Source organism: Sediminicoccus sp. BL-A-41-H5, from assembly GCF_050632405.1.
GTDB lineage: Bacteria > Pseudomonadota > Alphaproteobacteria > Acetobacterales > Acetobacteraceae > Roseococcus.
Genome location: NZ_CP192601.1, coordinates 776200 through 800491 on the forward strand (window position 1 = coordinate 776200; position 24292 = coordinate 800491).

Here is a 24292-nt window from a genome sequence, read left to right on the forward strand (position 1 = left end):
GAGCACTTCCATGGACTTCACCCTCGACGCCAAGAGCGAAGCCAAGCGCCAGGGCGTGCGCGCCTTCGTGCAGGACCGGCTGATCCCGCTGGAGCGCGACCCCAAGAGCTATGACCACCACGAGAACATCGCGCCGGACCTGCTGAAGACGCTGCGCGCCGAGGTGAAGGCCGCGGGTCTCTGGTGCCTGCAGATGCCGGAGGATGTCGGCGGCCAGGGCCTGCCCTTCACCGGCATGGCGGCCTGCTACGAGGAGATGAACCGCTCCATCTTCGGCCCCGTCTGCTTCAATTCGGCGGCCCCCGATGACGGCAACATGATGGTGCTGAACAAGGTCGGCACCGCCGCGCAGAAGGAATGGTGGATGATGCCCGTCGTCCGCGGCGAGGTGCAGTCCAGCTTCGCGATGACGGAGCCCGATGGCGCGGGCAGCGACCCCGGGATGACCAAGACTTACGCCGAACGCGTGGGCAATGACCGTTGGAAGATCTACGGCCGCAAGTGGTTCATCACCGGCGCCGGCGAGAGCAGGCACTTCATCGTCATGGCCCGCACCAGCGATGATCCGCGCAAGGGGCTGACCGCCTTCCTGTTCCACGCCGACCAGCCCGGCTGGAAGATCGAGCGCCGCATCCCGATCATGGGACCGGAGGAACATGGCGGGCATTGCGAGATCACCTTCGACGGGCTCGAGGTCGCGGACGAGAACATCCTCATGGGTGTCGGCGACGGGCTGAAGATGACGCAGATCCGCTTGGGCCCAGCGCGCCTCACCCACTGCATGCGCTGGACCGGCATGGGCCGCCGCGCGCTGGAGATCGCGATGGCGCGCATCGAGGAGCGGCACGCCTTCGGCCAGAAGCTCGCCGAGAAGGAGAGCGTGCAGATGATGGTGGGCGAAGCGGCGATGCAGCTCGACATCGCCCGCCTGCTGACGATGCGCGCCGCCTGGAAGCTCGACCAGGGCGATTTCGCCCGCAAGGAGATCAGCACGGCCAAGATCGTCGCCGCCGATGCGCTGCAGCGCGCGGCGGACACCGCGATCCAGCTGCTCGGCGCCAAGGGCTACTCCAAGGACACGCCGGTGGAGTGGATGTACCGCTATGCCCGCCAGGCGCGCCTGGTGGATGGCGCCTCCGAGGTGCATCGCATGGTGATCGCCAATTTCCTGCGGCGCGAGGGCAGCGAGTATTTCGGCTGGCGCACGCATGGATGAGGCGCGGCGGAGCGCGCTGGAAGCCTGGCTCGGCCTTCGCATCACGCAGGCCAGCCTGCTTTCAGGCGGGGCGATCCAACAGAATTGGGCGCTGACGCTCGAAGGTGGCGAGGAGTGGGTGCTGCGGACGGACAATGCCGCGACGCTCGCCGTCTCCCTGCCGCGCTCGGCCGAATTCGCGCTGCTGCGGGCCGCGCATGCCGAAGGGGTGACGGTGCCGGAGCCGCTGAGGCTTTGCGAGGACCGCAGCGTCATCGGCACGCCCTTCTTCGTGATGCGCCGCGTGCGCGGCACGGCGACGGGCTTTCGCCTGGCCAAGGCCGCCGCCGCGCAGGGGGGCGATGACGTACTGGTGCGGGCGCTCGGCGCAGAACTGGCGCGCATCCACCGCATCACGCCACCGCGCGCGGACCTCGCTTTCCTGGGCACGCCGCCCGCGGATGCTGGGGCGGCCTTCATCACGGCGATGCGCGCGCGGCTGGATGAAGCCGCCACGCCGCGCCCGGTGGTCGAATGGGGCCTGGCGGCCATGGAGCGGCATCTGCCGCCGCCCGTGGCCCCCGTGCTGAACCACAATGATTTCCGCACGGGGAACCTGATGATCGAGGGCCAAGCCGTCACCGCCGTGCTCGACTGGGAATTCGCCGCCTGGGGCGACCCGCATGCGGATCTCGGCTGGTTCTGCGCGCCCTGCTGGCGCTTCGGCAATCGCGCGCTGGAGGCCGGCGGCCTCGGCTCCCGCGCGGCCTTCCTGAAGGGGTATGGGCCGGGCGCCGATCCGTCCCGCCTGCCCTTCTGGGAACTGGGAGCGACCATCCGCTGGGCGGTGATCGCAGCCGATCAGGGGGCGCGGCATATCTCGGGCGTGGAGCGGAGCCTGGAACTCGCGCTGACCGCGCAGATCATCCCGGAGCTTGAGATGGACATCCTGGCCCAGGTGGAGGCGCTCGATGCTGGAACAGCCTGACGCGGCCGACCTGCTGGCGACGGCCCGCGCGGCGCTGCTCGAGAAGCTGCTGCCCGCCCTGCCCGCCCATCTGCATTACGAGGCGCGGATGATCGCCAACGCCATGGCGATCGCGGGCCGAGCCGGCGCGGTGGACCCGAAGCCGCTGGAGGCACGCGTGGCGAGCTTCGCCGAGGACCTCGCGCATTTCGCCTCCCGCATCCGCGCCGGCGCGTACCAGCCGGGGACGCCCGCCTACACAGGCGCGGCCGCCCTGCTCCGCGAGATGGTCCGCATGCGCTGTGCCGTGACAAACCCACGGGCCCTGGGGTAAGCCCTCGTCCATCATGGACAACAATACGGCCACCAAGCCCCGCAGCCAGCTGAAGGGCGATGCCTGGCGCGCCTATGACGCGCTGCCCCCCGAGGTGCGCGCGGCGCTGCGCGAGTCCCTGGTGGATTGGTGCCCGCTGCGCGCGCAGGAATGGCATGTGCATCTGTTGAAGCGCGAAAAGCTGAAGCCGGCCAAGGCGGCGCGCGCCCTGGTCCGCACCATTCGCCGCATGGACCATGCCGAGGTCGCGGCCTTTGCCCGCGCCTGGCCCAAGGGTGCGCGGGCCTATCCGCATGTCGCAGCCGAGGCCAGCATCCAGCGCTATGCCGGTGCGCGCGGCCTGCCCACGGGCTGAGGCCGCCCTCGACGGAACGCCCCTCCCCGCCTAGCCTCCCGTCCAAAGATGGGAGGTCATCATGGGTCCGCTGCACGGCCAAAAGATCCTGGAAATCGCCGGCATCGGGCCAGGCCCCTTCTGCGCCATGCTGCTGGCCGATCTGGGGGCCACCGTCATCCGCATCGAGCGCGCCGAAGGCCCGGCCGGATCGCGGCACGATGTTTCGCTGCGCAATCGCCGTTCGCTGGCGCTGGACCTCAAGAGGCCCGAGGCGATCGAGGCGGTGCTGCGCATGGCCGAGACCTCGGACGCGCTGATCGAGGGCTTCCGCCCAGGCGTGATGGAGCGCCTGGGCCTCGGCCCGGAGGTGGTGCGCGCGCGCAATCCGCGCCTCGTCTATGGCCGCATGACGGGCTGGGGCCAGGAGGGGCCGCTGGCGAAGGCGGCGGGGCATGACATCAACTACATCGCGCTCACCGGTGCGCTGCATGCCATGGGCCGCGCGGGAGAGCCGCCGGCGCCGCCGCTGAACCTGGTCGGCGATTATGGCGGCGGCGGGATGCTGCTGGCCTTCGGCATCCTGGCCGCGCTGCTGGAGCGGGAGCGCAGCGGCCAGGGCCAGGTGGTGGATGCGGCGATGGTGGATGGCGCGGCCCTGCTCATGGCGCCCATCTTCGGCATGAAGGCGCGCGGCCGCTGGGGCGAGGATCGCGCGGCGAACCTGCTGGATGGCGCGGCCTCCTTCTACGACAGCTACGCCTGCGCCGGCGGCGGCTTCGTCGCCGTCGGGCCCATCGAGCCGCAATTCTTCGACGAGATGGTGGCCAGGATGGGCCTGGACCCGAAGCTGTTCGAAGGCCGGATGGAGCCCGCGAAATGGGCCGCGCACAAGGCGCTGCTGGCGGCGGCCTTCATGACGAAGACGCGCGACGAATGGGCCGCGATCTTCGCCGAAAGCGATGCCTGCGTCTCGCCCATCCTCTCCATGGCGGAAGCGCCGCACCATCCGCACAATGCGGCGCGGGGCAGCTTCGTCGAGCATCACGGCGCGATGCAGCCCGCCCCCGCACCCCGCTTCTCCCGCACGCCGGGCGGCTTCACCGCGCCCCCGCCGCTGCGCGGCGAGCACAGCCAGGAAATCCTGGCGGAATTCGGCTTCTCCGAGGCCGAGATCAATGCCCTCGCACCCGAGCGCGCGACCCGCTAGCCTCACGCCCAAAGCCAGGAGGAACCCCATGGACACCAACGCCCCGCGCCCGCCCCGCCCGCGCACGGTCTTCAACGCGGAGCACGAGATGTTCCGCGAGCAGTTCCGCCGCTTCGTCGAGCGCGAGATCGCACCGCATCACCGCGATTGGGAGCGCGCGGGCATCGTCCCGCGCGAGGTCTGGCGAAAGGCCGGCGCGCAGGGCTTCCTCTGCACCATGCTGGACCCGGAACATGGCGGCGCGGGCGGCGATTTCGGCCATGCGGCCATCATCATCGAGGAACTGGCCCGGGTGAACGCCTCGGGCGTCGCCTTCCAGCTGCATTCGGACATCGTGGTGCCCTATATCGCGGCTTACGCGAGCGAGGCGCGCAGGCGCGAATGGCTGCCGAAGATGGCCGCGGGCGAGATCATCGGCGCCATCGCGATGACCGAGCCCGGCATGGGCAGCGACCTCAAGGCGGTGCGGACGCGCGCGGTGCGCGATGGCGACCATTGGGTGATCAATGGGGCCAAGACCTTCATCTCCTCGGGGCAGAATGCCGGCCTCGTCATCGTCGTCTGCAAGACGGACCCGGAGGCGGGGCGGCGCGGTGTCTCGCTCATCGCGGTGGAGGAAGGCACGCCCGGCTTCACCAAGGGCCGCAAGCTCGAGAAGATCGGCATGCATGCGCAGGATACCTCGGAGCTGTTCTTCGAGGATGTGCGTGTGCCGGTGGGCAATCTGATCGGCGAGGAGAATGGCGGCTTCCGCCACCTGATGCACCAATTGCCGCAGGAGCGGCTGGTGATCGCGGTCCGCGCCGCGACCAGCATGGAGACCATGCTGGAGAAGACCATCGCCTACACGAAGGAGCGCCAGGTCTTCGGCCATTCGGTTTTCGACTTCCAGGTGCACCGCTTCAAGCTGGCCCAGGCCAAGGCCGAGATCGCCATGTTCCGCGTCTATGTGGATGACTGCATCGCGCGCCACATGAAGGGTGAGCTCTCGGGCGAGGAGGCGGCGGCGGCCAAGCTGCTGGGCACCGAGATGCAGAACCGCCTGCTGGATGACTTCCTGCAGATGCATGGCGGCTATGGCTACATGGCCGAATACGAGATCGGCCGCGCCTGGGCGGATGCGCGCGTGGGCCGCATCTATGGCGGCTCCTCCGAGGTGATGCGCGAGATCATCGCGCGCACGCTGTGACGCGCGATCGCGCTTGAACAACCCATGCCTGTACCGATATCCCGGCGCAACGGAAGAATCCAAGGAGAGCCGACATGGCCAAGCTGAACGTCAATGGACGCGTGGTGGAGGTGAATGCCTCGCCCGACACGCCCCTTCTCTGGGCGATCCGGGACCATGTGGGCCTGACCGGCACCAAGTATGGCTGCGGCGTCGCGCAATGCGGCGCCTGCACGGTGCATCTGGATGGCGTGCCGACACGCTCCTGCGGCGTGACGCTGGGCTCGGTGACCGAGGCGCAGCAGATCGTGACGATCGAGGGACTCTCGCCGGATGGGAACCACCCGATCCAGGTGGCCTGGCGCGCGCTGGACGTGCCGCAATGCGGCTTCTGCCAGTCCGGCATGATCATGGCGGCCGCCGCCCTGCTGGCCGAGAAGCCGCGCCCCACGGATGAGGATATTGACGCGGCGATGACGAACATCTGCCGCTGCGGCACCTACAACCGCGTGCGCGAGGGCATTCATCGCGCGGCGCGCGGGCTGGCCGGCTGAGGGGGGCGCGTTTCATGAACCATATCCGCACCTCGCGCCGTTCGCTCATGCAGGCGGCGGGCGCGCTCGTCGTCGGCTTCCACCTGGCACCGCGCGGCACGCTGGCCCAAGGGGCGAGCTCCTCCCCCGATGCCACGCCGGAGATCAATGCCTGGGTGGTGATTCACCCGGATGACCGGGTGGTGCTGCGCATGGCGCGCACCGAGATGGGCCAGGGCACGCGCACCGGCCTCTGCCAGATGATCGCGGAGGAGCTGCATTGCGACTGGTCGAAGATCTCGACCGAGTACGTCACGCCCGGCCAGAGCCTGGCGCGCAACCGCGCCTGGGGCAATTTCCTCACCGCCGGCAGCCAGGGGATCCGACAGAGCCAGGATTATGTCCGCCGGGGCGGAGCCGCCGCTCGCATCATGCTGGTGCAGGCCGCCGCCGCGCGCTGGGGCGTGGAGCCGGCCACCTGCACGGCGAAAGACAGCGTGATCACCCACACGCCGACCGGCCGGACGCTGAGATATGGCGAGGTGGCGGCGGAGGCCGCTCGCCTCTCGCCCCCTACCCAGGTGCCGCTGAAGGAGCCTGGGCAGTGGACGCTGATCGGGCACTCCGTCCCGCGCCTGGACACGGCGGACAAGACGACGGGCAAGCTGATCTATGGCTCGGACCTCAAGATGCCGGGGATGCTGGTGGCGGTGCCGAAGCGCAGCCCGGTGTTTGGCGGCAAGGTGCAGTCCTTCGACGCGGCGCGTGTGGCGGGCATGCCCGGCGTGAAGCATGTGCTGCAGGTGGGGGATTACGGCGTCGCCGTCGTCGCCGACACCTTCTGGCAGGCCAAGACCGCGCTGGACGCGCTGCCAATCCAGTGGGATGGCGGCGCAAATGCGCGCATCCAGCAATCCGACATCGAGGCGCGCCTGGATGAGGGGCTGAACGCGACCGAAGCCTTCGTCGGCAACAGCAATGGCGATGCGCGCGCCGCCATCGCGGCCGCGCCCCGCAAGATCGAGGCGGTCTATTCCTACCCCTTCCAGAACCACGCGCCGATGGAGCCGATGAACGCGACGGTGGTCTGGACGCCCACGCGCTGCGACGTCTGGTGCCCGACGCAGAATGGCGAGGCCGCGCTGGTCGCCACCGCCCAGGCCGCCGGCCTGCCGCAGACGCAATGCGACGTGCACCGCGTGGATCTCGGCGGCGGCTTCGGCCGGCGCACCACGCATGACTGGCTGATCGACGCCGTGCTCATCGCGAAGCAGGTGCCCGGCGTGCCGATCAAGACCATGTGGACCCGCGAGGAGGATATGGTGCAGGGGCGCTACCACCCCGTCACCAAGGCCAAGATGACCGCGGGCGTGGATGCGAATGGCGAGATCACCGGCCTGCACATGCGCATCTCGGGCCAGTCCATCCTCTCCTTCGTGTTTCCCAACGCGCTGCAGAACGGGCGTGACCCGGTGCAGTTCCAGGGGTTGAACGCGGGGGGCGCCGAGGGCGCCATCGGCTACAGCTTCCCGAACCTGCTCATTGATCACGCGATGCGGAACACGCATGTGCCGCCGCATTTCTGGCGCGGCGTGAACCACAACCAGAACGCCATCTACCTCGAGTGCTTCCTGGACGAGGTGGCGCATGCGACCAGCCAGGACCCGCTGGCGCTGCGCCGCAAGCTGATGGCGAACCACCCGAAGCATCTGGCCGTGCTGAACGCGGTGGCCGAGCGCATCGGTTGGGGCTCGGCGCCGCCCGCGGGCGTCTTCCGCGGCATCGCGCAGCAGATGGGCTTCGGCAGCTATGTGGCGGCCGCGGCCGAGGTCTCGGTGAACGCGCAGGGGCAGCTCAAGATCCATCGCATCGTGGCGGCGACGGATTGCGGCGTGGCGGTGAACCCGAAGCAGATCGAGATGCAGGTGGAAGGCAGCTTCGTCTATGGCCTCTCCGCGCTGCTCCATGGCGAATGCACGGTGAAGGACGGCGCCATCGAGCAGACGAATTTCGACACCTACCCCGTGCTGCGGATGGAGGAGATGCCGAAGGTCGAGACCATCGTCATGCCCTCCGGCGGGTTCTGGGGCGGCGTGGGCGAGCCCACCATCATGGTGGCGGCCCCCGCCGTGCTGAATGCGATCTTCGCCGCGACGGGCAAGCGCATCCGCTCCGTGCCGCTGAAGGACCAGGATCTGCGCCGCGCCTGATGCGGGGCGCGCTTGCGTTGCTGCTGCTCGCTACCCCGGCCTCCGCCGAGGTGGCGCGCTTCAGCGTGACGGGCGACGCCATCGAGGCGCCGCTCGTCCCCTCGCCGGGCGATGCCGCGCGCGGCGAGGCGATCGTGAAGAACCGGGAGACGGCGAATTGCCTGATCTGCCACGCCATCCCCGACGCGCGCGAGCGCTTCATGGGCGATGTGGGGCCCTCGCTCGCCGGCGTGGGCTCGCGCCTCACGCCGGGGCAAATCCGGTTGCGCCTGGTGGACCCGACGCGTCTCAATCCGGCGGCGATCATGCCCGCCTATCATCGCATGGAGGGACTGACGCGCGTGGACCCGCGCTACGCCGGGCGGCCGGTGCTGACGGCGCTGGAAATCGAGGATGTCGTGGCCTATCTCGCGCGGCTGAAGGAGTGACGTGATGCAACGCCGAAGCCTGCTCGCCCTGCCGCTCGTGGCCGGTCCCGCGCTCGCCGCCGAGACCTATGAGGCGGCGGAGCAATCCATCCTGGCGGGGCGGCTGCCGGCGCCGACCGGCATCACCATCGAGATGCCGACACTGTCCGAGAACGGCAATTCGGTGGACATTGCGATCCGCGTGGACAGCCCGAACACGCGGGCCGATCATGTGACGGCGATCCATATCCTCGCGGAGAAGAATCCCATCCCGCGCGTGGCGAGCTTCACGCTCGGGCCGCGCTCGGGGCGAGCCGAGGTAGCGACGCGCATTCGCCTGGCCACCACGCAGACCATCCTCGTGCTGGCCGAGACCAGCCGCGGCCAGGTGCATCGCGCCGCGCGGGAGGTCATCGTCATCCTCGGCGCCTGCGTGGATGGGGGTTGAGATGTCCGACATCATCGCCCGCATCACGCTGCCGACATCCGCGCAACGCGGCCAGGTGGTGACGGTGCGCGTCATCGTCCGCCACCCGATGGAGCGCGGCTTCGACGGGCCCGGGCTGACGCCGGTGCCGCGGCAGATCCTGCACAGGCTCAGCGTGACCTATGCGGGCGAGGAGGTCTTCCGCATGGCGCTCTCGCCCGGCATCACCGCCAACCCCTATGTGGAGTTCACGACCATCGCGGTGGAGACGGGCGAGATGGTCTTCGAATGGCAGGAGGATGGCGGCGCGGTCTATCGGCGCGAGGCGCGGCTGGTCGTCACCTGATGCGCTGGCTGGCGCTCGCGCTGCTGCCGCTCGCGGTTTCGGCGCAGGAGGTGCGGCCCTCGCAGGAGTTCCTGTCGCCCATGCTGCGCGCGCAGCAGGAGGACCCGTCGCGCCATCCGGGCTGGCTCTGGGTGGATGAGGGCGAGGCGCTCTGGCGCCGGGGCGAGCCCTCCTGCCAATCCTGCCATGGCGACATCAGCGCCATGCGCGGCGTGGCGACGCGCTATCCGGCCGTCACGGCGGATGGGGCGCTCCTGAATCTGGAGGGGCGGATCGAGCGCTGCCGGGTGGAGAACCAGGGCGCGCCGCCCTTCGGGCTGGAGAGCGAGGCCCTGCTGGCGATGACGGCGGCGGTCGCGCGGCAGTCGCGCGGAATGGCGATGTCGGTCCCGGTGGATGGGCCGGCAGCCGCGTTTCTCGCGGAAGGGCGCGCCTTCTACGAGACGCGGCAAGGGCAGCTCAACCTCGCCTGCGGGCAGTGCCATGACGCGAATGCGGGGCGCCGGCTGCGGGGCGATGTGATCTCCAACGGGCTCGGCACGGGCTATCCGGCCTATCGGCTGGAGTGGAACAGCATGGGTTCGCTGCACCGGCGGTTGCGCGCCTGTTCGTTGGGCGTGCGCGCCACGCAATTCCCGCTGGGATCGCGCGAGTATCTGACGCTGGAGCTGTATCTCGCGCATCGCGCGCGGGGCATGCCCGTCGAGGCGCCCGGCTTGCGGCGATAGGCTAGGGCCAATCCGCGACCATCACGGCACCGGTCGAGGATTCCGTGATGAAGGCGCGCCCCTCCCGCAGGACGAGGTTGGTCACCGTGGGCCCACGGCAGGAGCGCAGGCGCGCGACAGGCTCGCCCTGGTGGCTGAGCACGATCACGCAGCCGAGCGAGGCATGCGAGACCATGAGCCGCCCCTCCCCGTCCATGGCCAGCCCATCCGGCCCGCTGATGCCATGGAAGCTGGCGAAGCGGCCCACCTTGGCCGTGCCGCCATCGGGCATCAGCGGCACGCGCCAGATGGAATTGTCGCGCGTCATCGCCACGAAGAGCACCTCCTCATCCGGCGAGAGGACGAGGCCATTGGGGCTCGGGCCATTGCTGATGAGCATGTCCAGCCCGCCATCCGCACGCCAGCGATAGACGCGGCCCGTCGGGTCATGCAGGCCGGACTGCCCCTGGTCGGTGAAGTAGAGATCGCCGTTGCGGGCGAAGACGAGGTCATTCGGGCCCTTGAAGCGCTCGCTGTTGCGGCGGGGCAGCGCCGGCGTGATGCCGCCGCTGGCGAGGTCGAGCGCCAGGATGCCCTGCTTGTAGTCGGCGATGAACATGCGCTCGCCATCGGGGTGCAGGGCGAGGCCGTTGGGCTCGCCGTCATATTCGGCAATGAGGGTCCAGTCGTCCGGCGCATCCAGGCGGAAGATGCGGCCGTGCGGGATGTCGGTGACGTAGAGGCGGCCCTGCCGGTCGAAGCAGGGCCCTTCGAGGAAGCTGGCCACCGCTTCGCCGCGCTTGTTGGCGCGGGACCATTCGGTGACGACAGGGCGGCGGAGGGAAGCGGGGATTTCGGCGAAGAGCTGGGTCTGGATGTCCATGCGGGAAGCGTAGCCAAGGAACGGGGTCTGGGGCCAATGGCCGCAGACCCCGGAGGCCTCTTTTTTCGTCTACCCGAAGAAGCCGACCTCCTCCGCCACCGCCGCCGAGCAGAAGCGCACCAGCCCGATAAGCTGGCGCATCGGCTGGAAGATCTCCGCGTGCTCGCGCGCATAGCTGGCCCCCTCCCCCGGTACGGAGGGCTCATGGAAATCGAGCCCGGCGACGGGGTCGGGCGCGGCGGGGAAGACCTGCTCCAGCAAAGCGAGGGCGGGTTCGACGTCAAGCGCCAGGATGCGGCTGATCACCGTCTCCCGCGTGGCGCCATGACGCGGCGAGAATTCCGGAATGCTGACGGCCAGCAGCCAGAGGCGATGGATGAATGCGAGGCGCAGCGCGTGCAGCAGGACGAGGCGCTCGGGCATCACCGGCAATTCGGGCCAGGCGGCGCGCAAGGCGAGATGATCCGACTGGAAGCGGCGATAGAGGCGGCGCAGCGGCGCCTGGAGGTTCAGCTCATCCAGTGGTTCGGAGACGGCGAGAAGCTTCTGCGCGCGCCCGGGGCGTGAGGTGGCGGCGGCGCGGTCCAGCCAGGTGCCGGGATCGAGCGTGCCGATCACGGCGCGCACCACGCCGATATCGGAGCATTCGGCCGCGCGCGCCGCCATGGCGAGCGCCCGGGCGAAGCGCGGCGAGCGGGCGCGAAGGTCGTTGAAGGCCTCGGGGTTGGCGGCGACGGCGGCACCCAGGCCATGCATGGTGTTCGCGAGCCACCCTACCTGCTGGAGGATCGCGTTGTTCGGGATGGCCCGGAGCTGCGAGGGGTGGCTGATCCGCGCGGGGCCGCCCATGCCGTCGGTTTGCCGCGCGGCCGGGCGGGAGCCGGTGCGCTCCAGCAGGCCGGGGCCGAAACCGCCCAGCAGCGCGGCATAGCCCGGATCTTCCACCAGCGCCTGCACCTCGCGCCGCAGCGTCGCGAAGAAATCGGCGCCGTAATCGGCCTCGGCATAGATCGGATCGCGCTCGCGCGGCGGCTTGGCGAAGGCGTGTTCGGCGATGCGGGCGATGGTGGCCTGCGCCAGCGCCTCCGTCCCGAAGAGGAGGTAGCCGTCGCCGCCCTGGAAGCTCGATTCCTCGCGCACGGCGAAGCCCGCCTCGGCGAGGGTGAGGCGCTGCTGCGGCGGGAAGAGATATTCCAGGCGGTCACGCAGGCTCGCGGGATGCGCGCCGCGGCCGATGCTCTCGCCATGCGTGTCGAAGAGGACGAGCTCCACATCGGAAAGGCCATGCCGGCGCAGCAGTTCGGCAAGGCGCAGCTTCAGCCGCTCGACCAGGTAGGAGGCGGCGAGCTGGCCGACATAGCGGCCGGAATCCGAATAGCCGAATTGCAGGCAGAGCCGACCATGCAGGCGGAGATAGTCGCGGAAATGCGGGCTGCGCAAAGCCTCGTCCAGCACGCGCTCGCCATGTTCGAGGGCGCTTGCGGTCTCGAAGAGGGGCGAGATCTCGACATGCCGCTCCACGCCGAAATGCCGGGCGAGCCAGAGGGCGGCGAGCAGCGTGTAGCCCGTCTCGGTCTCCGCGATCAGGAAGCGCACGGGGGCGGAGCCGTCCACATGCTTCGCGATCTGCGCGATGTTCATCATGAGCTTGGCGGCGGAGGCCTGCTCGGCCAGCAGCGCGCCGAAATCCACCGGGCGCGGGGTGACGCTGGCCAGCGCCGCATTGATCTGCGCCAGCAGGCCGCGGCGCATCGCCATGTCCTCGGGCGCGGTGCTGAGCTCAAGCCTCTGGCGCAGCGCGTTATGGAGCTGGAGCGAGTTGAGGCGGACATGGGTATGCGCGAGCGAGAGGCCGTGGGCGGCGAAACCGGCGCGCGCCACGGCCAGCGCGAGGCGGGTCTCGTCATCCGGCGCCTGCGCCAGCGCGGCCTCGAAGAGGGTGAGGATGGGGGCAAGATCGGTCATCGCCGCCTCGCGCCGCGTCACCATCTCGGCGGCCAGCGCCTGGACGGAGGCGGGCTCGGGCTTTTCCGGCACGGCGGCGATCTGCGCGGCGACGGCCTCAAGCGCTTCTCCCAGGCGCGCGGTGATGGGGGCGGCACAGGCGATCGGCGCGAGCTGCGCGGCGAGGCGCTCCAGCTGCAGCCGCTTCATGGCGAGGCGCAGGCGCAGCGTGTCCCACCAGCCGATATCGGTGCGGCCATCCGTGTCATAGCCGACCCAGGTGGCGAGCGTGATGGGGCTCGGGCGCAGCGTCGCCCAGCGGTCGGGCCAGACGGATTGCGCGGCCTGGAAGAGCGCGCGGGCGAAGGCGTCCAGCGCATCGCGGCCGCGGGTGATCGCGGCGTTCGCCTGGGCGAATTCGGCGGCGAGATCAATGGGCGCCGGGCGATGCGGCAGGCCGCGCGGCGGGGCCTCGCCATGGGTGGCGGCGATGGCGAGCGCCTCGCCCGTGCTGGCGGGCAGCGAGAAGGTGGGGTGCGCGGTGAAGACGGCGGAGAAGCGCGTGCGCTCCACCGCCTCGCGATAGGCGGCGAAGGGGACGGGGCTGTCCAGCGGGTCGGGCCGGACCAGGCGGGTTGCGATCCCTTCGAGCGGCGGCGCGATGCCCGGTTGGTGGCCGAGATAGGCCGCGAGGCGCCGCGCGCGGCCGGCCGCCGCGTCATCGGCCAGATGCTGCACCAGCGCTTCCAGCGCTTTCAGGTCCAGCGCGCCGTCATCCACCCGGCGGCTGATGGCCAGTGCCATGAGCAGGACGGGATCGCCGAAGGGGTCCTGCGCCGCGCCTTCGCGGGCGGCATGCAGCCGCGCCAGCAGGTCATCGAGGAGCGAGGGCGGGGGGGCGGCGTCAGGCATGCATTCATGCTGCACCTGCGAAGAAGGCCTTCGCCAGCAAAAAACGCGGGCTTCAGCCCCGAATCACGGCCCGGATGGCGAAACTTGATTGAATCCGCGCCACGCCCGGCATGCGGCTGAGCTGTTCCTTGTGGATCCGCTCGTAATCCGCGGCATCCCGCGCCTCGACGCGGAGCTGGTAGTCGGCGATGCCGGTCATCAGGTAGCAGGCGCGCACCTCCGGGCAGCGGCGCACGGCGGCCTCGAAGCGGGCCAGATGCTGATCGGTCTGCCGGTCGAGCGTGATCTGGACGACGACGGTGACACCCGCGCTTTCCACCGGTTCCTCCAGCACCACGGTGTAGCCACGGATGACGCCGCGGCTTTCCATCAGGCGCAGGCGGCGCAGGCAGGCCGAGGGCGAGAGGCCGACGGCGGCGGCCAGCGCCGCATTGCTCATCCGCGCGTCGCGGCGGAGTTCGCGGAGCATGGCGAGGTCGATCTCGTCGAGGGCGTGCATGCGTGGAATCTGCGACATCTCCGCAGGATCGTGCAAGATCAGCGTCGCATTCGCAGGATACACGCCGAAATCGGCGGAAATGCCGCCTGTCGCTGCCTATCCTTCCTCCATCCCACAGGCGGAGGCTTCCATGCGCATCCTCGTTCTCGGCTCCGGCGTCGTCGGCGTGACCAGCGCCTGGTACCTGGCCCGTGCCGGCCATGAGGTGACGGTGCTGGACCGGCAATCCGCCCCCGGCATGGAGACCAGCTTCGCCAATGCGGGCCAGGTCTCGCCAGGCTATTCGGCCCCCTGGGCCGCGCCGGGCATCCCGACGAAGGCGCTGAAATGGCTGATGATGCGCCACCGCCCCCTGGTGGTCTGGCCGCAGGCCGAGGGCGGGCTCTATGGCTGGCTGGCCCGCATGCTCGCCAATTGCACCGAGGCCGCCTACGCCACCAACAAGGCGCGCATGGTGCGCCTCGCCGAATACAGCCGCGATGCGCTGCGCGACCTGCGCGCCGAGACCGGCATCGCCTACGACCAGCGCATGCAGGGCACGCTGCAGCTCTTCCGCACGCAGAAGCAGCTGGACGCGGTCGGCGCCGACACTGGCGTGCTGGAGCAGTTCGGCGTGCGCTATGACGTGCTGGACGCGGCCGGATGCGTGGCGGCCGAGCCCGCGCTGGCGCGCGTGGCCGGCAAATATGTGGGCGGGCTGCGCCTGCCGGGCGACGAGACGGGGGATGCCCATATCTTCACCCGGCGCCTGGCCGAGATGGCGGCCGCGGCCGGCGTGACCTTTCGCCAGGGTGTCACGATCAGGCGGCTGCACAATCTGGGCGGCAGCATCACCGGCGTGGAGACGGACCAGGGCATCTTTACCGCCGATCGCTACGTCGTCGCCATGGGCAGCTATTCGACGGCGCTGCTCAAGCCGCTGGCCGTGCATGTGCCGGTCTATCCGGTGAAGGGCTATTCGCTGACCATGCCGGTGACGAACCCGGATGCCGCGCCGGTCTCCACCGTGATGGACGAGACCTTCAAGGTCGCCATCACGCGCCTGGGTGATCGCATCCGGGTCGGCGGCACGGCGGAGCTGGCGGGCTTCTCGCTCAAGCTGCGCGCGCCGCGGCGCGAGACGCTGGCCCATTCCGTGCGCGACCTGTTTCCGGAGGGCGGCGATATCGAGCACGCGCAGTTCTGGACCGGCCTGCGCCCGATGACGCCGGATGGCACGCCCATCGTCGGCCCCACGCGCTACGAGAACCTCTTCCTCAACACCGGCCACGGCACGCTGGGCTGGACCATGGCCTGCGGCTCGGGCCGTGTGCTGGCGGACCTGATGAGCGCGCGCAAGCCCGAGATCGAAGCGACGGACCTGGCGCCGGCACGCTACGCGGTGGCGTGAGGGCGGACGGGCCGCCAAGACCTGCCCATGGGGGCAAGCCCCATTGCGGCGCCGCCCGACTGCACCCATCATCGCACTACGACGCGGCATTCCGTGGGGAAGACGAAGACATGGCATCGGGCATCAACACGCTCCCTCGCAGCTTCACAATCGGGTCTGATGTCGAGGCCTACAGCACTTTCTACGCGCCGCTGGCCTTCCGGCTCCAGGAAAGCAACGACATTTCCGGCACGACCGGGGGGAATTTCGCCTCGCTGGCCACGGCCGATGTGGTCTTCGTGCAGTCCGACGGGCTGCATTACCGGACCTACAATCCGGGCAGCGAAAGCTTCCAGAGTTCGATCCTCTTCGGCTCGCACTACTACACCTACGCCATCGCGGTGGATTTCTCGAATGACGGCTACCAGGATCTGATCACCGCCAACCTCACCGCATCCACGCAGGCCGAGCCCGGGGCCACCTACATCACGGCGCTCAAGTCCGACGGCGCGACGGGGCTTGGCATCCTGCCCTTCCAGAATACCCCGGAGGTCGTGTCCTATATCGGCCCCGGCTCGATGCAGCTGGACATCGAGGGCGCCATCATCCAGGCGTCCGATCTGGCGACGGCGGATTTCAACCATGACGGCTTCCTCGACGTCATCGTCGTGGGCGTGAACAATTATTCGACCAACGCATCCGACGGGAACTCGGTCGTCACTTCGATCTGCTACGCGATCGGCTACGGCAACGGCACCGGCACGTTCAGTTTCCTCAACGGCTGGCAGCCGACGGGAGACAATTTCGGCGGCCAGTCATCCAGCTTCTTCAGCGGCCGGGACGCCCTGATCACCCCGCGCGTCAGCACGGGGGATTTCGACGGGGATGGCCAGGTGGACGTGGCGTTCGCCATGCATGGCGATCAGGGGACCAGTGCCGGCGCCTTCCCACCCGCCTACATCCTCTGGGGCGACGCGAATGCGGCCACGACCGGGCTGCTCAACACGGCCTCGTCCAACAAGTACTCGAACAACTGGTTACAGCCGCAGGATATCGCGGGCGTCCTCGGTCAGGCGAGCGACACGGTCGACCAGGTGGTGATCAGCTTCAATTCCTCGCTCCACGTCGCGCGATTCAATCCGGACCGGACACTCCAGCAGGACAACTACATCACCTTCCCCGGCATCGGGCGCGGCAACCTCGGCAAGCTGCTGGACTACGACCTCGACGGGCTGACCGACATCGTCTCGGTGGATGGCGCCACCTCCAACGTCATCGTGGGTTATGACTGGCAGGGCACGACCGGGAACATGTTCTGGTTCTCGGGCTTCGACTTCGGCACGGACATCCTGGCCGTCGCCGGGTTCGACTACAATGGCGACGGCAAGCCGGACCTGGCGAGCGGCTACAACTCCGACGACCACCTCTACATCTACGGCAACGAGACAGCGGCCAAGCCGATCGAAACGCAGGTGACGCTGGTGGAGGGGCAGAGGGTCAGCGACGGGGCGATCAACGGCGTCAGCCCCGCGCGAATGACCGGCAATGGCAGCCAGTCGCTGACCGTCTCACTGGTCGGGGGCAACACGCGGCATGACAATGCGCTCGGCTACTACATCATCGATGCCGAGGGGCGGATGGGGGCGGCACGTTTCCTGGACCTGAACGCGCAGGCCGGCGAGTTGCTGAACATCCAGCTCATGCACGAGGGCCACACGCTCGGCCTGTTCCTGTTGAGCGGCGGCCAGGCGCAGAACGAGAGCCTCTCGGGCGAGTTCTATTTCCGCGAGCGGGCGGATCTGACCGAGGCCGGCCTCGGGAGCCGTGCGCCGCTCCTGGTCCGCGAGGGGGATGGACGCATCGTCGAGGGCGACATCTTCCACACGCTGGACGCCGACCGGATCGACCTCGTGAACCCGCTGAATGCCGGCGGGCGCGTGCAGGCGCTCTCGCGGCTGGATCCCTCGAGCAGCCTTGTGATCGGCTTCGAGGATACCCGCCTGCCCTTCGGCGATGGCGACTTCAACGACCTGATGCTGCGCGTGACGCACACCGACATGGTGTTCTGAGGCGCGCTCCCTCCTGCCTCAGCCGCCGCACTCGACGCGGGCGTATCCGACCATGAATCGCGGCCCGTAATCCCGCATCACGTCGCCCGCGAGATCGGGGTGCATCGTCTCGATCCCGAGCAGGACGACCTGCTGCTGCCCCGCGCCGAGCGTCATCAGGCGATTGATCTGCCCGCCGCTGCTGCTCGGCTGCGGGAACCTTACGATGCAGTTGATCGCGGTGTTGCCCGGGTTTTGCAGCACCATGTTGTAGCGCAGCTCGGCGCTGGCCGGGCTGAGGACGCGGCTGCCGAGATGGAAGCTGGCCCCGATCAGGCGGCCCTGGCAGCAGGAGACGGTCTGCGCCTGACCCTGGCGCGGCGTCAGCCCGAGCAAGGCAAGACCGCCGATCAGGAGCAGGGCTTGGCGGGTCGGCTATGGCATGGGCTTCACGGATCGCGCCGCTCGCCCTCGCGCGGCCTGATCCCATAAGGCTCGACCAGCGCCCAGACATGGGCGGGCACCATGTTCTTGACGCTGGCCGGTTCCTCGCGGCGCAGATGCACCACCGTCTCGCAGGCCTTCATCTCGACACGGGTGCGGGCGAATTCCAGGCCGCGTGGCCCGATCCGCGGCATGAGCCAGCCCACGATCGGGCGCAGCCAGTCGGGCATGCGGCGCAGCGGCAACCCGCCCGACGCGCGCTCGACATTGGCGAGGAAGCCCTTCACGGCGTTCGCGCGCTTGCCCTTGCTGCCAGGGGCCGCCGCGCGGAGTTCATCGCCGAGGAGCTGCACGAGCTCTTCGCCGCGTTCGTTGCGGACCAGCAGCCATTGCTCCCCCTGCCCGCCCATGTAGCCCACGGTGATGTCGGCCAGCACATTGGTGTAGTCCACGCAGGTGCGGCAGGTGAGCGGGAAGAAATCCGGCGGCAATTGCGAGATGGGCAGTTGCAGGAAGGGGATGGTCCGCGTGCGGCCATCGGTGAAGCGCAGTTCCACGTGATAATCGGCGCGGAATTCCAGGTAGGTGATGGAAGCCGGATCGTCATCCAGCAGGTCGAGAAACCGATGGAAGCTCTCCGTCGTCGTGTTGTCCGAACACGGCGTGCCGATGACGTAGAGCCGCTCGAGCCCCAGTTCCTTCTCCAGCGCGCGCAGGGCATGGACCTGGCAAGGAATGCCGATGACGGCGAGGCGCGTGTACCCCGCCGCGCGCGCGGGTTCGAGCAGGGCCAGCAGCGGCGCATAGCCCATCCGCATGCCGCGCACCTGCGCCATGCCTTCCGCCCGCGTGACGAGGACGGGCACGGGCTTCCAGTGATCCTCGGCATCGGGCGCCATGGTCAGCACGGCCTGGACGGCGCCGGTCTCCAGCAGGCGCGCGGCGAGGCGCGTCGTGATGCCCGTCCATTGCGCGCCGGGCAGCGGGGCCTTGAGGGACGCCTTCAGCATGCGGCGGAAGGGGCCGAAATGCAGCTCGTCCGGCCGCGCGGGGTCGCGCGCGCGGCCATGCACCTGGGCTTCCATCCGGGGGTAGTCGGGCGCGATGAACTGGCAGGCGGCGCCGCAGGCCTTGGGGTTCTCCAGGCGCGAGACGCCGCAATCGGTGCAAAGGCCGCGCGGCGCGGCCGCGCGCAGCGGGGGCGCCCAAATCGGTGGATGGTCCAAGGCCTGTCCTCAATCCTTTTACGAGAAGCTAGGCCACGCGCCACCTGCGCGCCAACAGGCTTTGTGCGATGCTGCCCCCGCATGAGTGAAACCGCCCGCCCCCGCCGCTCCGTCGCCTCGCTGCGCGTGATCCTGCCCTACCTGCGTCCCTATGCCGGGCGCACCGCGGCCGCCGCCGTCGCGCTGCTGGTGGCGGCGGGGCTTGTGCTGCTGCTGGGCCAGGGGCTGCAACGCCTGATCGACCAGGGCTTCGCCGACCGCAGCGCGGCCAGCCTGAACAGCGCCGCCTTCTTCATGTTCGCGGTGGTGGCCGCACTCGGTGTCGCGACGGCGACGCGCTTCTACCTCGTCTCCTGGCTGGGCGAGCGCGTCGCGGCCGATCTGCGCCGCGCGGTGTTCGACCATGTCATCACCCTCTCGCCCTCCTATTTCGAGACGGCGCGCACGGGTGACATCCTGAGCCGGATGACGGCGGACATCGCGCTGCTGCAATCGCTCATCGGCTCGGCCATCTCCATGGGGCTGCGGACCGCACTGACGGCGACGGGCGCGCTCGCGCTGCTGATCATGACGAGCCCCAAGCTCGCCGGCATCGTGGTGGTGGTGGTCCCCCTCGTGGTGGGGCCGCTGGTGCTCTTCGGCCGGCGGGAGCGGCGGCTTTCCAAGGCCGCGCAGGAGCGCGTGGCCGACCTGGCCGCGACGGCGGAGGAGACGTTGAACGGCCTGCGCACCGTGCAGGCCTTCACCCATGAACGCGAGGACCGGGCCCGCTTCGCAGCCGAGATCGAGCAATCCGTGGGCGCGGCGCTGCGCCGCGTGGCATCGCGCGCCGTGCTGATCCTGATCGTCATCCTGCTGGGTTTCGGCGCCATCACCTTCAGCCTCTGGGTGGGCGGGCAGGATGTGATCGCGGGGCGGATGACGGGCGGCCAGCTCTCCGCCTTCGTCTTCTATGCCGTGCTGCTGGCAAGCAGCGGGGCCACGATCAGCGAGCTCTGGGGCGAGATCCAGCGCGCGGCGGCCGCGGCGGACCGGCTGATCGAAGTGATCGAGACCAGGCCCGGCATCGCGCCGCCGGCGAACCCGCTGCCCCTCCCCTCGCCGCCCGAGGGGCGCTTCGCCTTCGAGGCGGTCACCTTCCGCTACCCGACGCGCCCGGACACGCCGGCGCTCGACCGCTTCTCGCTCGATGTGCGGCCGGGCGAGACGGTCGCGCTGGTCGGCCCCTCGGGCGCGGGCAAGACCAGCGTGCTGCAATTGCTGCTGCGCTTCTACGACCCGGCCGAGGGCCGCGTGACGCTGGACGGCGTGGACCTGCGCGCGCTCGATCCCGAGGCGCTGCGCGGAAGGCTCGCGCTGGTGCCGCAGGACCCGGTGATCTTCAGCCTGAGCGCCGCCGAGAACATCCGCTACGGCCGGCCGGCGGCGACGGATGCCGAGGTGGAGGCGGCGGCCCGGGCGGCGGCGGCGCATGATTTCATCATGGCGCTGCCCGAGGGCTATCAGAGTTCGCTCGGCGCCAAGGGTGTCATGCTCTCGGGCGGGCAGCGGCAGCGGATCGCCATCGCGCGCGCCATCCTGCGCGACCCGCCGATCCTGCTGCTGGACGAGGCGACGAGCGCCCTCGATGCGGAATCCGAGCAGGCGGTGCAGCAGGCCCTGGCCCGCCTCGCGCAGGGGCGCACGACGCTGGTGGTGGCGCATCGCCTGGCCACGGTGCGGCGCGCGGATCGCATCGTGGTGATGGAGGGCGGGCGCATCACGGCGATGGGCACGCATGATGCGCTGGTGGCCGAGGGCGGGCTTTATGCCCGGCTCGCCGCCCTGCAATTCGACGCGGATTGAGGCCGGGTGCGAGGCTGATTCACGCCTTTTGTGCCTGCACCCAGGGCGATCAGGCTCAGGCGAGGAGCGCCATGAGTTCGGATGTGCCGGCGCTGCCCTCCAGGCCGCGGATTGCGGCGACGAGCGCATCGCCGCGCGGCGCGAATCCGCCGAGTTCGAGGTTCTCGCGCAGCTTCGCTTCCAGCGCCGCGTCGCTCATCGGATTGGCCTCGCTGCCCGTGGGGTGCTCCACCAGTTCCACCTGGCGCGTGCCGTCGCGCCGCGTGGCCGTCAGGCGTGCAGCGCCACGCGGCAGGCTGGCATCCACCCGCGCCTCGACGCGGGCACGCACGGCGCTGAGCGCCGGATCATCCACCGCCGCCTGCTCGAACTCCGCCACGCCCGCGCGCCGCCGCACGAGACCCAGCGCCACGCTGTGATGGATGCTGACGCGGGAATCGCCACCCGTCCGCACCACACGGTCGCCGCGCTTGAGCAGCAGGGCGTCACCCTCCACCAGCACATGCGTGATCTCCTCCGCCGGGCCCTGCAGCCGCATCGCCGCCTCGATCACCGCGTGGAAGACGATGCCGGCGGGATAGGGCTTGTAGGTGATGCGCGACGCCTCCCAGCGCGTGCCGAGATCGCCCGCCATCGCCGCCACATCGGGCTCGTCGCCCGTGGCGCGGGCCCAGCCGTTGCGGCCCTCGATGGCGGTGGGGGCGGCCTCCCACCCCGCTTCCGCCAGAAAGGCCGCGAGGATGCCGTTGCGCGCGGCATTCCCCATGCTGGCGTTCTTCCCGGCATTGGGCAGGTTCTCGATGATGCCGCAGGATTGGCTGGCGGCAAGGCCCAGCGCATGGGTGGTGCGCGCGGCGTCCAGCCCGATCAGCTTCGCCGCCGCCGCCGCCGCACCGAAGACGCCGGTGGTGGAGGTGATGTGCCAGCCGCGATCGTAATGCCCGGGCGCCACGCCGAGGCCGATGCGGCATTCCACCTCCATCCCCAGCAGCAGCGCCTCCAGCACCGCCTGGCCTGACAGGCCGCGCTGCTCGGCGAGCGCCAGCGCCACGGGCGCCACGGGTGCGGCGGGGTGGATGACCGTCGCCAGATGCGTGTCGTCATAGTCGAGCAGGTTGCCGGCGATGCTGTTGACGAAGGCCGCCGACATCGGATCGAGCTTCACACCCTGGCCGAAGACGGTGGCCGTGGGCGCGCCGGCGAAGGGGCTGAGCGCGGCCAGCGCGCCCCGCACCACCGGGCTCTGCGCGACACCCAAGGCGCAGCTCAGATGGTTCAGCAGCGCGCGCGGCGCCTCGCGCCGGACCCCTGCGGGGATGCCGGACCAGCGGGTCTCCGCCACGAAGCGGCCGAGGGCGGTGGCGACGGGCGTCGGGCTGAGCAAGGCGGTATCTCCGGGATTTTGGTAACGCTAACCAGCAGGGCCGATGCCGGCAAGGCATGCTGCCAGGGCTTGCGATGAGCTGGGCGACGCGCTTCACTCGCATTTGTGATACCGATCCCAGAGCAGACCCGCATGCTTCAAGGCCGCCGCGCCCTCGTCACCGGCTCCACCGGCGGCATCGGCCTCGCGGTCGCCGAGGCGCTGGCCGCCCAGGGCTGCGCCGTGGTGCTGCACGGCCTGGCCGAGCCCGCCGAGGGTGCGGCCGCCGCCGAGGCCATCGCGCGGCGCCATGGCGTGGCGGCGCGCTACATCCGCGCGGACCTCGCCGATGCCAACGCCGTCACGGCGCTGGCCGAAGCAGCGGGCGCCATGGATGTGCTGGTGAACAACGCCGCCACACGGCATTTCGGGCCGGTCGAAGCCATGCCGCCCGCGGATTGGGATTGCGACCTCGCCACCAACCTCTCCGCCCCCTTCCACCTGATCCGGCTGCTGCTGCCGGGCATGCGCGCGCGGGATTGGGGGCGCATCATCAACATGTCCTCGATCTACGGGCTTGTCGGCGCCACGGAGCGTGTGGGCTACGTCGTCACCAAGACCGCGCTGATCGGCCTCACGCGCGCGGTGGCGCTCGAGACGGCGGGCACGGGCATCACATGCAACGCGCTCTGCCCCGGCTCCACGCTCACGCCCAACATCCAGGGCCGCGTCGCGGCGCTGGCGGCGCGGGAGGGGCTGGACGAGGCAGCGGCCGCCGCGCGCTTCCTCGCGGGCAAGCAGCCCTCGGGGCGCTTCGTGGAGGCGGCGGCGGTGGGTGGTTTCGTCGCCTTCCTCTGCGGTCCCCAGGGCGCGGCGATCACGGGCGCCGCCTTGCCGATGGATGGCGGCTGGTCCGCCGCATGAAGAACAAAAACACGGGAGAGATGACCATGGTGATGCCGACAACGCGCCGTGCCGCCCTGCTGGGCGGGGCCCTGCTCGCCACGCCTGCGCTGGCGCAGGATTTCCCGACGCGCCCCGTGCGGATGCTGGTCACCTGGCCGCCGGGCGGCACGACGGACATCCTGGCGCGACAGTTCCAGCCACGCCTCGCCGCCCTGCTCGGCCAGCCGGTGGTGGTGGAGAATCGCGGCGGCGCCTCGGGCGCGATCGGCGCGGCCGAGATGGCGCGGATGAACACGGATGGCCACGCCTTCGGCATGGTGACCTCCACCGTCATCTCGGCCGCACTTCTCACGCGCCAGCCCTATGATCCGGTGCGGGACCTGGCACCCATCATCAATTTGGCGCGCGTCGCGAACATCCTCGTGGTGCATCCCTCGCTGCCGGTGCGCAACGTGCCCGATCTGATCGCGCTGGCCCGCGCGCAGCCGGGGCGGCTCACCTTCGGCTCGCCGGGCATTGGCTCGGCCGTGCACATCTCGGGCGAGATGTTCAAGTTGTCGGCGCAGGTGGACATGGTGCATGCGCCCTATCGCGGCGGCGGGCCGGCGCTGGCGGATCTCGTGAGCGGGCATATCCAGCTCATGTTCGGCAATGCCTCCTCCACCCTGCCCTTCGTGCGGGACGGTTCGCTGCGCGCCATCGCCGTCACCTCCGCCACGCGCGCGCCCTATCTGCCGAATGTGCCGACGGTGGCGGAACAGGGCCTGCCCGGCTTCGCCATCGAGGAATGGTATGCCTGCCTCGGGCCTGCCGGCATGAACCCGCGCGCGGTGGAGCGCATCAACGCCGCCTTCAACACGGTCATCGCAGAGCCCGCCGAACGCGCCCGCCTGCTGGAGATGGGCGCCGAGGTGGTGGGCGGCACGGCCGAGGAATTCGGCCGCTTCTACCGCGCGGAGGTGGAGAAGATCGCGGCCGTCGTGCGCGACGCGCGCATCCGGGTCGAGTAGCGAAG

23 protein-coding genes are annotated in these 24292 nt (G+C 69.9%); 17 read left to right on the top strand and 6 right to left on the bottom strand.

All coding sequences use genetic code 11. From position 1 onward, the window contains the following. The first annotated feature begins 10 nt into the window (after positions 1-10). From ACQ860_RS03945 to soxA, 12 genes are all read left to right on the top strand, one after another. On the top strand, positions 11-1216 hold the full coding sequence (locus ACQ860_RS03945) for an acyl-CoA dehydrogenase family protein (protein WP_431302107.1): 1206 nt from the start codon (positions 11-13) through the stop codon (positions 1214-1216). Then, positions 1209-2183 carry a phosphotransferase family protein gene (locus ACQ860_RS03950; protein ID WP_431302108.1) on the top strand — a complete coding sequence of 325 codons (975 nt, stop codon included), beginning with the start codon at positions 1209-1211 and terminating at the stop codon, positions 2181-2183. Before ACQ860_RS03945 ends, ACQ860_RS03950 begins: the two co-directional genes overlap by 8 nt. Further along, positions 2167-2496 (top strand): DUF6285 domain-containing protein, encoded by a 330-nt coding sequence (locus tag ACQ860_RS03955; protein WP_431302109.1) that lies wholly within the window; start codon positions 2167-2169, stop codon positions 2494-2496. The genes ACQ860_RS03950 and ACQ860_RS03955 overlap by 17 nt, the downstream gene beginning before the upstream one ends. A gap of 13 nt (positions 2497-2509) precedes the next feature. Next, complete coding sequence (locus tag ACQ860_RS03960; RefSeq protein WP_431302110.1) at positions 2510-2851, top strand: DUF6525 family protein; 342 nt, start codon at positions 2510-2512, stop codon at positions 2849-2851. Between the two features lie 61 nt (positions 2852-2912). Continuing rightward, positions 2913-4040: a CaiB/BaiF CoA transferase family protein gene (locus ACQ860_RS03965; RefSeq protein WP_431302111.1), complete on the top strand. Its 1128-nt coding sequence runs from the start codon at positions 2913-2915 to the stop codon at positions 4038-4040. Between the two features lie 28 nt (positions 4041-4068). Continuing rightward, positions 4069-5229, top strand: coding sequence for an acyl-CoA dehydrogenase family protein (locus tag ACQ860_RS03970; RefSeq protein ID WP_431302112.1), 1161 nt, complete (start codon positions 4069-4071; stop codon positions 5227-5229). Positions 5230-5303: 74 nt separating this feature from the next. Next, on the top strand, positions 5304-5762 hold the full coding sequence (locus ACQ860_RS03975; protein WP_431302113.1) for a (2Fe-2S)-binding protein: 459 nt from the start codon (positions 5304-5306) through the stop codon (positions 5760-5762). Between the two features lie 14 nt (positions 5763-5776). After that, a complete protein-coding gene (locus ACQ860_RS03980; RefSeq protein WP_431302114.1) occupies positions 5777-7951 on the top strand; it encodes a molybdopterin cofactor-binding domain-containing protein in 2175 nt (724 codons plus the stop codon). Next, the gene (soxX, locus tag ACQ860_RS03985) at positions 7951-8379 is read left to right on the top strand and encodes a sulfur oxidation c-type cytochrome SoxX (RefSeq protein ID WP_431302115.1); all 429 of its coding nucleotides are present in this window, start codon (positions 7951-7953) and stop codon (positions 8377-8379) included. The genes ACQ860_RS03980 and soxX overlap by 1 nt, the downstream gene beginning before the upstream one ends. Positions 8380-8383: 4 nt before the next feature. Then, positions 8384-8806: a thiosulfate oxidation carrier protein SoxY gene (locus ACQ860_RS03990; protein ID WP_431302116.1), complete on the top strand. Its 423-nt coding sequence runs from the start codon at positions 8384-8386 to the stop codon at positions 8804-8806. 1 nt (position 8807) lies between these two features. Next, positions 8808-9131, top strand: a complete 324-nt coding sequence (locus ACQ860_RS03995; RefSeq protein ID WP_431302117.1) for a thiosulfate oxidation carrier complex protein SoxZ — start codon at positions 8808-8810, stop codon at positions 9129-9131. Beyond that, a complete protein-coding gene (gene soxA, locus ACQ860_RS04000; RefSeq protein WP_431302118.1) occupies positions 9131-9859 on the top strand; it encodes a sulfur oxidation c-type cytochrome SoxA in 729 nt (242 codons plus the stop codon). The genes ACQ860_RS03995 and soxA overlap by 1 nt, the downstream gene beginning before the upstream one ends. A gap of 1 nt (position 9860) precedes the next feature. Here the strand turns inward: soxA and ACQ860_RS04005 are convergent, their stop codons facing one another. From ACQ860_RS04005 to ACQ860_RS04015, 3 genes are all read right to left on the bottom strand, one after another. Beyond that, positions 9861-10721, bottom strand: a complete 861-nt coding sequence (locus tag ACQ860_RS04005; RefSeq protein WP_431302119.1) for an SMP-30/gluconolactonase/LRE family protein — start codon at positions 10719-10721, stop codon at positions 9861-9863. A 69-nt stretch (positions 10722-10790) separates the two neighbouring features. Then, positions 10791-13577, bottom strand: coding sequence for a phosphoenolpyruvate carboxylase (locus ACQ860_RS04010; RefSeq protein WP_431302120.1), 2787 nt, complete (start codon positions 13575-13577; stop codon positions 10791-10793). Positions 13578-13629: 52 nt separating this feature from the next. Continuing rightward, positions 13630-14076 (bottom strand): Lrp/AsnC family transcriptional regulator, encoded by a 447-nt coding sequence (locus ACQ860_RS04015; RefSeq protein ID WP_431302121.1) that lies wholly within the window; start codon positions 14074-14076, stop codon positions 13630-13632. A 130-nt stretch (positions 14077-14206) separates the two neighbouring features. Here ACQ860_RS04015 and ACQ860_RS04020 point away from each other — a divergent pair, with 130 nt between their 5' ends. After that, positions 14207-15466, top strand: coding sequence for a D-amino acid dehydrogenase (locus tag ACQ860_RS04020; protein WP_431302122.1), 1260 nt, complete (start codon positions 14207-14209; stop codon positions 15464-15466). 110 nt (positions 15467-15576) lie between these two features. Then, on the top strand, positions 15577-17514 hold the full coding sequence (locus tag ACQ860_RS04025; RefSeq protein ID WP_431302123.1) for an FG-GAP repeat domain-containing protein: 1938 nt from the start codon (positions 15577-15579) through the stop codon (positions 17512-17514). An 18-nt stretch (positions 17515-17532) separates the two neighbouring features. On the opposite strand, the gene ACQ860_RS04030 is transcribed toward ACQ860_RS04025, so the two are convergent. Continuing rightward, positions 17533-17889: a hypothetical protein gene (locus ACQ860_RS04030; RefSeq protein ID WP_431302124.1), complete on the bottom strand. Its 357-nt coding sequence runs from the start codon at positions 17887-17889 to the stop codon at positions 17533-17535. 53 nt (positions 17890-17942) lie between these two features. Continuing rightward, positions 17943-19163 (bottom strand): Coenzyme F420 hydrogenase/dehydrogenase, beta subunit C-terminal domain, encoded by a 1221-nt coding sequence (locus ACQ860_RS04035; protein ID WP_431302125.1) that lies wholly within the window; start codon positions 19161-19163, stop codon positions 17943-17945. Positions 19164-19244: 81 nt separating this feature from the next. On the opposite strand from ACQ860_RS04035, the gene ACQ860_RS04040 reads away from it, so the two are divergent. Then, positions 19245-21008 carry an ABC transporter transmembrane domain-containing protein gene (locus tag ACQ860_RS04040; RefSeq protein WP_431302126.1) on the top strand — a complete coding sequence of 588 codons (1764 nt, stop codon included), beginning with the start codon at positions 19245-19247 and terminating at the stop codon, positions 21006-21008. 55 nt (positions 21009-21063) lie between these two features. Here ACQ860_RS04040 and ACQ860_RS04045 read toward each other — a convergent pair whose 3' ends face one another. Next, a complete protein-coding gene (locus tag ACQ860_RS04045; RefSeq protein WP_431302127.1) occupies positions 21064-22392 on the bottom strand; it encodes an MmgE/PrpD family protein in 1329 nt (442 codons plus the stop codon). A 132-nt stretch (positions 22393-22524) separates the two neighbouring features. Between ACQ860_RS04045 and ACQ860_RS04050 the strand changes: the two genes are divergently transcribed. Next, on the top strand, positions 22525-23295 hold the full coding sequence (locus ACQ860_RS04050) for an SDR family NAD(P)-dependent oxidoreductase (protein WP_431302128.1): 771 nt from the start codon (positions 22525-22527) through the stop codon (positions 23293-23295). Positions 23296-23321: 26 nt separating this feature from the next. Continuing rightward, entirely contained in the window at positions 23322-24287 is a 966-nt protein-coding gene (locus ACQ860_RS04055) for a tripartite tricarboxylate transporter substrate binding protein (protein ID WP_431302129.1), read from the top strand. Positions 24288-24292 lie beyond the last annotated feature (5 nt).

What these genes read in the sequence shown, in the direction of transcription:
- ACQ860_RS04050 (WP_431302128.1), top strand. Translation starts at nt 22,525, where the DNA reads ATGCTTCAAGGCCGCCGCGCCCTCGTCACCGGCTCCACCGGCGGCATC.
- soxX (WP_431302115.1), top strand. Translation starts at nt 7,951, where the DNA reads ATGCGGGGCGCGCTTGCGTTGCTGCTGCTCGCTACCCCGGCCTCCGCC.
- ACQ860_RS04040 (WP_431302126.1), top strand. Translation starts at nt 19,245, where the DNA reads ATGAGTGAAACCGCCCGCCCCCGCCGCTCCGTCGCCTCGCTGCGCGTG.
- ACQ860_RS03990 (WP_431302116.1), top strand. Translation starts at nt 8,384, where the DNA reads ATGCAACGCCGAAGCCTGCTCGCCCTGCCGCTCGTGGCCGGTCCCGCG.
- ACQ860_RS03995 (WP_431302117.1), top strand. Translation starts at nt 8,808, where the DNA reads ATGTCCGACATCATCGCCCGCATCACGCTGCCGACATCCGCGCAACGC.
- ACQ860_RS04010 (WP_431302120.1), bottom strand. Translation starts at nt 13,577, where the DNA reads ATGCCTGACGCCGCCCCCCCGCCCTCGCTCCTCGATGACCTGCTGGCG.
- ACQ860_RS03950 (WP_431302108.1), top strand. Translation starts at nt 1,209, where the DNA reads ATGGATGAGGCGCGGCGGAGCGCGCTGGAAGCCTGGCTCGGCCTTCGC.
- ACQ860_RS03980 (WP_431302114.1), top strand. Translation starts at nt 5,777, where the DNA reads ATGAACCATATCCGCACCTCGCGCCGTTCGCTCATGCAGGCGGCGGGC.
- ACQ860_RS03970 (WP_431302112.1), top strand. Translation starts at nt 4,069, where the DNA reads ATGGACACCAACGCCCCGCGCCCGCCCCGCCCGCGCACGGTCTTCAAC.
- soxA (WP_431302118.1), top strand. Translation starts at nt 9,131, where the DNA reads ATGCGCTGGCTGGCGCTCGCGCTGCTGCCGCTCGCGGTTTCGGCGCAG.
- ACQ860_RS04020 (WP_431302122.1), top strand. Translation starts at nt 14,207, where the DNA reads ATGCGCATCCTCGTTCTCGGCTCCGGCGTCGTCGGCGTGACCAGCGCC.
- ACQ860_RS04015 (WP_431302121.1), bottom strand. Translation starts at nt 14,076, where the DNA reads ATGCACGCCCTCGACGAGATCGACCTCGCCATGCTCCGCGAACTCCGC.
- ACQ860_RS04025 (WP_431302123.1), top strand. Translation starts at nt 15,577, where the DNA reads ATGGCATCGGGCATCAACACGCTCCCTCGCAGCTTCACAATCGGGTCT.
- ACQ860_RS04055 (WP_431302129.1), top strand. Translation starts at nt 23,322, where the DNA reads ATGGTGATGCCGACAACGCGCCGTGCCGCCCTGCTGGGCGGGGCCCTG.
- ACQ860_RS04005 (WP_431302119.1), bottom strand. Translation starts at nt 10,721, where the DNA reads ATGGACATCCAGACCCAGCTCTTCGCCGAAATCCCCGCTTCCCTCCGC.
- ACQ860_RS03960 (WP_431302110.1), top strand. Translation starts at nt 2,510, where the DNA reads ATGGACAACAATACGGCCACCAAGCCCCGCAGCCAGCTGAAGGGCGAT.
- ACQ860_RS03975 (WP_431302113.1), top strand. Translation starts at nt 5,304, where the DNA reads ATGGCCAAGCTGAACGTCAATGGACGCGTGGTGGAGGTGAATGCCTCG.
- ACQ860_RS03945 (WP_431302107.1), top strand. Translation starts at nt 11, where the DNA reads ATGGACTTCACCCTCGACGCCAAGAGCGAAGCCAAGCGCCAGGGCGTG.
- ACQ860_RS03965 (WP_431302111.1), top strand. Translation starts at nt 2,913, where the DNA reads ATGGGTCCGCTGCACGGCCAAAAGATCCTGGAAATCGCCGGCATCGGG.
- ACQ860_RS03955 (WP_431302109.1), top strand. Translation starts at nt 2,167, where the DNA reads ATGCTGGAACAGCCTGACGCGGCCGACCTGCTGGCGACGGCCCGCGCG.